The 6,026-nt window shown below is 55.1% G+C and carries 9 protein-coding genes and 1 pseudogene; 6 read left to right on the top strand and 4 right to left on the bottom strand.

What is annotated here, in order from left to right:
* From JWR17_RS13140 to JWR17_RS13125, 4 genes and pseudogenes are all read left to right on the top strand, one after another.
* Positions 1-264, top strand: a pseudogene (locus JWR17_RS13140) (hypothetical protein); the annotation flags it as partial.
* Positions 257-853: a hypothetical protein gene (locus JWR17_RS13135; RefSeq protein ID WP_299832094.1), complete on the top strand. Its 597-nt coding sequence runs from the start codon at positions 257-259 to the stop codon at positions 851-853. The pseudogene JWR17_RS13140 and the gene JWR17_RS13135, both read left to right, overlap by 8 nt.
* A 115-nt stretch (positions 854-968) precedes the next feature.
* Positions 969-1,475 (top strand): Hcp family type VI secretion system effector, encoded by a 507-nt coding sequence (locus JWR17_RS13130; protein ID WP_299832092.1) that lies wholly within the window; start codon positions 969-971, stop codon positions 1,473-1,475.
* The gene (locus JWR17_RS13125; RefSeq protein ID WP_299832090.1) at positions 1,472-1,957 is read left to right on the top strand and encodes a hypothetical protein; all 486 of its coding nucleotides are present in this window, start codon (positions 1,472-1,474) and stop codon (positions 1,955-1,957) included. Before JWR17_RS13130 ends, JWR17_RS13125 begins: the two co-directional genes overlap by 4 nt.
* A 270-nt stretch (positions 1,958-2,227) precedes the next feature.
* Here JWR17_RS13125 and JWR17_RS13120 read toward each other — a convergent pair whose 3' ends face one another.
* Genes JWR17_RS13120 through JWR17_RS13105 form a run of 4 tightly spaced genes read right to left on the bottom strand, consistent with a single transcriptional unit; the run spans position 2,228 to position 5,062 of the window.
* Positions 2,228-2,962: an amino acid ABC transporter ATP-binding protein gene (locus JWR17_RS13120; RefSeq protein WP_299832089.1), complete on the bottom strand. Its 735-nt coding sequence runs from the start codon at positions 2,960-2,962 to the stop codon at positions 2,228-2,230.
* Positions 2,949-3,599, bottom strand: a complete 651-nt coding sequence (locus JWR17_RS13115) for an amino acid ABC transporter permease (protein ID WP_299832098.1) — start codon at positions 3,597-3,599, stop codon at positions 2,949-2,951. The genes JWR17_RS13120 and JWR17_RS13115 overlap by 14 nt, the downstream gene beginning before the upstream one ends.
* On the bottom strand, positions 3,596-4,261 hold the full coding sequence (locus tag JWR17_RS13110; protein ID WP_299832088.1) for an amino acid ABC transporter permease: 666 nt from the start codon (positions 4,259-4,261) through the stop codon (positions 3,596-3,598). Before JWR17_RS13110 ends, JWR17_RS13115 begins: the two co-directional genes overlap by 4 nt.
* 15 nt (positions 4,262-4,276) lie before the next feature.
* Entirely contained in the window at positions 4,277-5,062 is a 786-nt protein-coding gene (locus JWR17_RS13105) for a transporter substrate-binding domain-containing protein (RefSeq protein WP_299832087.1), read from the bottom strand.
* A 311-nt stretch (positions 5,063-5,373) separates the two neighbouring features.
* Here JWR17_RS13105 and trxA point away from each other — a divergent pair, with 311 nt between their 5' ends.
* A complete protein-coding gene (gene trxA, locus JWR17_RS13100; RefSeq protein WP_299832085.1) occupies positions 5,374-5,703 on the top strand; it encodes a thioredoxin TrxA in 330 nt (109 codons plus the stop codon).
* A gap of 229 nt (positions 5,704-5,932) precedes the next feature.
* Positions 5,933-6,026, top strand: a 94-nt coding sequence (locus JWR17_RS13095; protein WP_299832096.1) for a Rho termination factor N-terminal domain-containing protein, incomplete at its 3' end; no start/stop codon positions are given.

Below are 6,026 nucleotides of genomic sequence, written 5' to 3'. Positions count from 1 at the left end.
AAGGTCGTGCTGGATCTTCAGGACCAATGGCGTCGCGGCGGATGGATCAATAAGTTAGAGAAAAGATTTCCATCCTTTGCTGATACGCCTGAGTGGCGTGCTCGGTTGCGAGATGCTAACGGAGGCACAACTTATTGGTATGCCGGCGACAAGTATCAAGCCACGCTCACAGTGCATCGCTTTAAGGACGATAGCCGCCCCGCAGAAGAACGGTACAGAATTATCCTAGGCGTAGGTGAACCCTGGACGCCTTTCGATGAATAAACGTCGTTGGGTTGGTCTAATTGTTCTATCGGTATGGGCAGCATTCGTCGCGCGGTCGTTATATGAGCGGGAGATCGCCTTGGTGGTAGGCGGAACCTACGAGGAGATGCTCAAGCATTCGTCAGCCCGCTTTACTTCACCTTATCCCGGTGGGGGACTATGGCCCGGCGAGCCAAAGTCCAATGTGCAGTTACGGTTCACCGACCCGCAATATGGCTTTATCACGCCAAAAAGCTCCGACGTTTTTGTTGTATTCAAGGGCAACGTTATCCAAAACATCCAAGTGTCTCCACAGATGGAACCCTTGTTGCTCGATGATGCTTTAAAGGTCGTCCTGGATCTTCAGGACCAATTGCGTGGCGGCGGATGGATAGATAGGAAGCATAAAAAATATCCACCCTTTGCTGATACGCCCCAATGGCGTGCTCAGTTGCGCGATGCCAATAAGGGCGGCAAAACGTATTGGTATGCCGGCGACAAGTATCAGGCCATGCTCAGAATGCATCGTTTTAAAGACCGCAAGCGCCCCGAAGAAGAGCGCTACAAGATCACCCTCGAAGTTGCCAAGCCCTGGACACCTTATCCATGACTCGCCTTCATGGGTACTGCCTAATAGATTCAGCCCTTACTTGCCACAGTCATTGTGCAAGTTTCACCTCAATTAACACAGTCCCAACACCACACTAAGCCAAGGAATATCCCCTATGCCAATGCCACCTTACTTGACCCTCGTCGGCGAAAAACAAAACCTGATTACCCAAGGCTGCTCGACGTTAGAGTCAATTGGTAATAACTACCAGATCGGTCGAGAAAATCAAATTCTGGTGGAGTCGTTTGAGCATCATTTTCGTCGACCGGAGGGGGCGCAATCAGGCGGTCGCGTTCATGGACCGGTAACGATCACCAAGGCGTTCGATAAGGCGACACCGTTGATATTTGAAGCGTGGCGCACGGGTGAAACACTTAGCGTGTGCACGCTGGACTGGTATCGGATTTCACCCAATGGCTTTCAAGAGCACTTTTACACCATGGTATTTAAAGACGCCGTCATTACCGATATTCATGTCTCTATGCCGCATTGGCGGGATCCCGCATTTGCTCATGTCACCCAATTGGAATCTGTCACTTTTGCTTATCGAACCATCACCTCGACTCATGAAGTCTGCGGAACGATGGGCTCCGACTACTGGCGCGATGGGGCGTCGGCATGAAACTGGTGCATCGTCTCAGACTTAAAATGGGAGAGGACAACTACGTTTATTCTCCCGCTGAAGCATTAGTGTTAGTCAAAAGAGCTTTAGCAGGGCACCGGAAGATCGAAGGACTGGCCGAGTTGCGGCGCGGGTCGATGGTCTTTCACGATCGTTATGTCTGGCAACAGGTCGAGCGTGGCGAGTGGTTGCTGACCAAACCTGAGGCGCGCACTTTTGACTGGAAGGATTTTGAGCCGGAAGCTCGCCATCGAAGAGCGATGGCGGCAGCGGAGAATCCACCGCCTCAACCAATCCCCCCCAAACTGATATTTCGTCTGTTTGATAGCGAAACAAAAGAATTTATTTTTAGCCGAAATTATTTCGGCGAATTTGATGGGGAGTCCGGCGATCGGCGAGTCGACGCTCAAGGGTTTGGCACTTTTCCGGTGATATCGAAAAGATCGAGCCTTTCGGTGCGGCTAGGAAATCGCTACCAGTGATTTGTCATAAAATCGATGAGCACTACCCATTCCCGGCGCCAAACCGAAGCGTCGTGTGAGGCAAGCCGATTGGCCACGAAGCCCTGTAGAAGTTCCGCCACGTCTCCGACGCCGCGCTGTCGCGCAGCAAACACAAAACGTGTAGGAGCTGCCGAAGGCTGCGATAGGCCGGGGTCGCGGGGGACCGGCACCCCTTCAGCGGTATAGCGAGGACGACCGGTTCCAGGTCGAATCGCAGCCTTCGGCAGCTCTACTGAGGCACCGTCTATTTCAGCGTTGATCCACTGACCCAATAAAATTCGCCAATTCCGGCGTACGCGGATTGGCAAAGAGGATTTTCGGGTCGCCGGTTTCGTGAACCTTGCCTTCGTGCATGAACACCAGTTTGTCGCCGACTTCCCGGGCAAAGCGCATTTCGTGGGTGACCATGATCAGGGTCATGCCATCTTTGGCTAGCTGACGCACGACGCTGAGCACCTCATTGACCAGTTCCGGGTCCAGTGCCGAGGTAATCTCATCGCACAGCAGCACTTTGGGCGACATCGCCAATGCGCGAGCTATCGCCACGCGCTGTTGCTGGCCACCGGACAAGCGATCAGGAAACGCATCGAATTTCTCCCCCAGTCCGACGCGCTCGAGCATTTCCCGTGCAAGCTGCGCGGCTTTGGCTTTGGGCACCTTTTGCACGACCTGCGGCGCGAGCATGACGTTCTCGCCAACGCTCAAATGGGGGAACAGATTGAATTGCTGAAACACCATGCCGACTTTCTGCCGCAAGCTGCGCAGATCAGCGCGGGCTGCGTCGAGGTATTCACCATCGACTTCAATTACACCGTCGTTGATGGATTCCAGGCCATTGAGGGTGCGCAGCAAGGTACTTTTTCCCGAACCGCTGCGGCCGATGATTGCGACCACCTGACCTTCTTCAACGGTGAGGTCGATGCCCTTTAATACATGATGATCGCCGTAGTATTTATGCAGGGCGGAAATTCTAAGCAGCGGCATGTAGTTTCCTTTCCAGGTAGCGTGCGCTGAGCGACAAGGGGTAGCAAAGCAGGAAATAGCCCAGGGCAACGAAGCCATAGACCATGAATGGTTGGAAGGTGGCGTTGGCCAGCATGCCCCCGGTTTTTGTGAGCTCGGTGAAGCCAATAATTGAGGTCACGGCAGTGCCCTTGACCACTTGCACCGAAAATCCCACGGTCGGCGCCACGGCAATGCGCAAAGCCTGCGGCAATATCACGTAACGCAATTGCTCCAGCGGTGATAGCGCAAGGCTGGCAGACGCCTCCCACTGGCCATGGGCAATCGACTCCACGCAACCGCGCCAGATTTCGGCCAGGTACGCGCTGGTAAATAAGGTCAAGGCCAGCGAGGCAGCCAGCCAAGGCGAAATATCGATGCCCAGCAGCGCGACGCCAAAGAACACCAGAAACAACTGCATCAACAACGGCGTGCCCTGAAACAGCTCGATGTACACCCGCGCCAGCCAGCGCGGGGCACTCAGCCTGGAAATGCGCAGGGTCATTACCAGCAGGCCGATGATCCCGCCACCAATAAAGGCCACCAGCGACAATGCCAGGGTCCATTGCAGGCCGATGAGCAGGTTGCGCACAACGTCCCAAAGAGTGAAATCCATCAGCCATTCCTCGATATGTAGCGCCGTCCGACCCATGCCAGTAACTGGCGTATCAGCAAGGCCATGAACAAATAGATGAGCGTGGTGACGATGTACGTTTCGAACGCGCGGAAGTTGCGCGACTGAATGAAGTTGGCGGCAAAGCTCAGTTCTTCAGTCGCGATCTGCGAGCAGACGGCCGAGCCGAGCATGACGATGATGATTTGGCTGGTCAGTGCGGGCCACACTTTACCCAGGGCCGGAATCAGCACCACGTGCCGAAACGCTTCGGCGCGACTCATGGCCAGGGCTGCTGCGGCTTCAAGTTGGCCGCGCTGGATCGCTTGAATGCCGGCACGGATGATCTCGGTTGAGTAAGCCCCGAGGTTGACCACCATCGCCAACACCGCGGCCTGCCATTCAGAAATCTGTATCCCCAACGACGGCAAGCCGAAAAAAATGAAAAACAGCTGCACCAGAAAGGGCGTATTGCGGATCAGCTCGACATACACGCCGAAGATTGCCGAGAACGGACGGATATCCCACGCCCTGCACACCGCGCCAACAATGCCCAGGCCAACCCCGAACAGCGTGCCGATGGCCGTCAATTCAAGCGTGAACAAAGCCCCGCGCAGCAACAGGTTGGCGTTTTGCAGGACCGGTATGAAATCAAAGTGATAAGCCATGGCGGGCGCTCCGAATCAGAAACCAGGTGGCAGCGGCTGTTTTAGCCACGTCTGGGAATTCTTCTCCAGCGCACCGTCAGCTAGGGACGCCGTAAGCAGTTCGTTAACCTTGGCCAGCAGTTCGGGCTCGTTTTTGTTCACGCCAACGTACACCGGCGAATCTTTGAGTTTCACCTTGAGTGCAGGGATACGCTTGGGATTGCGCTCGCTGATGGCGACCATGACCACGTTGCCGCTGGCGATCAAATCGACTTGCCCGGCGAGGTAGGCGGCGATGGTTGAGTTGTTGTCTTCGAAGCGCTTGATGGTCACGCCTTCCGGGGCCGCGTTAGTCAATTCGATATCTTCAATCGCGCCACGGGTCACGCTGATGGTTTTACCTGCCAAATCAGGCAGGTTTTTGATGGGCGCATCGGGAGGACCGAAAACAGCCAGGTAGAACGGCGCATAGGACCGCGAGAAATCGATTACTTTTTCGCGCTCGAGGTTTTTGCCGAGGCTAGAAATCACAAGGTCGACCTTGCCCGTGGTCAAAAATGGAATGCGGTTGGTGCTATTGACCGGGGTCAGGACCAGTTTGACCTTCAGTCGATCAGCCAACAGTTGCGCGGTGTCGATGTCCAGGCCGCGCGGTTGCATGTCGGGACCGACCGAGCCGAACGGAGGAAAATCCTGCGGCACAGCGACCTTTAATACGCCTCGGCTCATCACATCATCAAGGCCGTTGGCATAGGCTGGCGCTTGGCCAAGCATCAGGCTCGCAAACAGGGCGGTGAGTAGGGCGCAGTAGCGCTTGTTCATAGGAAGACTCCGAGTCGTTCGAAAGGCATGTCCCTATCAGTGCACAGCGCATGCCAGCGCCCTTGCCAGCCGGTAATGCGCCGGATCCACCGGTATACAGGCGTCCGACGGTGGTGCTTTACAGGGCGTAGCGCCCTGTTTTGGCGCGCCAATGCGCACTCCAATTGTGCTTGTTACGCAACGTGAAGGCGCTCGGCGATTACCTGAATCATGCAGGACCATAGCAAGAGTCAATCACGCTCAGCTTCCTGTACGCGTGTAGTCCCGCTATGATGGGCCACGATTTATTGCCTACGACCTCGGAGACTTTCATGAGTAGCGACCTTATTAAACACGTCAGCGACGCCAGCTTCGAAGCCGAAGTCCTCAAAGCGAGCGGCCCTGTACTTGTAGATTACTGGGCTGAGTGGTGTGGCCCTTGCAAGATGATTGCCCCGGTTCTGGACGAAATTGCCGGCACCTATGAAGGCAAGCTGACCATCGCCAAATTGAACATCGACGAGAACCAGGAAACCCCGGCCAAGCATGGCGTGCGCGGTATTCCGACCTTGATGTTGTTCAAGAATGGTGAGGTCGCTGCTACCAAAGTAGGTGCTTTGTCGAAGTCGCAACTGACCGCATTTCTCGACAGCAACATCTGATGCATCTAAAGCCCCGCAAATAGCGGGGTTTTTTATGGGGCCGGGACTAGACTCGCTGAAAGTCCGGTGTTACATTCGGCCCCGCAATGGTTTCTCCGTTGCCCCCTGCTAGCCGTCGCCGACGCTCTCCTTTCGAATTAGTACGCGATCCTGTCGCCTTCTCTGCGGCGCGGCCTCATTAAGCCAAAAGCTTAATTTCCCCCTCCATACATGATTACGTCATTCCTATATGAACCTGACTGAACTCAAGCAAAAGCCGATTACCGATCTGCTCGAAATGGCCGAACAGATGGGCATAGAAAATATGGCCCGTTCGCGCAAGC

The organism is Pseudomonas sp. (assembly GCF_028293835.1).
GTDB lineage: Bacteria > Pseudomonadota > Gammaproteobacteria > Pseudomonadales > Pseudomonadaceae > Aquipseudomonas.
Note: the sequence above shows the minus strand (reverse complement) of the source record. Positions and strands in the feature narration are given on the sequence as shown.

Bases quoted from the DNA above. Each gene is read 5' to 3' on its own strand.
- JWR17_RS13135 (WP_299832094.1), top strand. From the start codon at position 257: ATGAATAAACGTCGTTGGGTTGGTCTAATTGTTCTATCGGTATGGGCA.
- JWR17_RS13130 (WP_299832092.1), top strand. From the start codon at position 969: ATGCCAATGCCACCTTACTTGACCCTCGTCGGCGAAAAACAAAACCTG.
- JWR17_RS13120 (WP_299832089.1), bottom strand. From the start codon at position 2,962: ATGCCGCTGCTTAGAATTTCCGCCCTGCATAAATACTACGGCGATCAT.
- JWR17_RS13110 (WP_299832088.1), bottom strand. From the start codon at position 4,261: ATGGCTTATCACTTTGATTTCATACCGGTCCTGCAAAACGCCAACCTG.
- JWR17_RS13125 (WP_299832090.1), top strand. From the start codon at position 1,472: ATGAAACTGGTGCATCGTCTCAGACTTAAAATGGGAGAGGACAACTAC.
- JWR17_RS13105 (WP_299832087.1), bottom strand. From the start codon at position 5,062: ATGAACAAGCGCTACTGCGCCCTACTCACCGCCCTGTTTGCGAGCCTG.
- trxA (WP_299832085.1), top strand. From the start codon at position 5,374: ATGAGTAGCGACCTTATTAAACACGTCAGCGACGCCAGCTTCGAAGCC.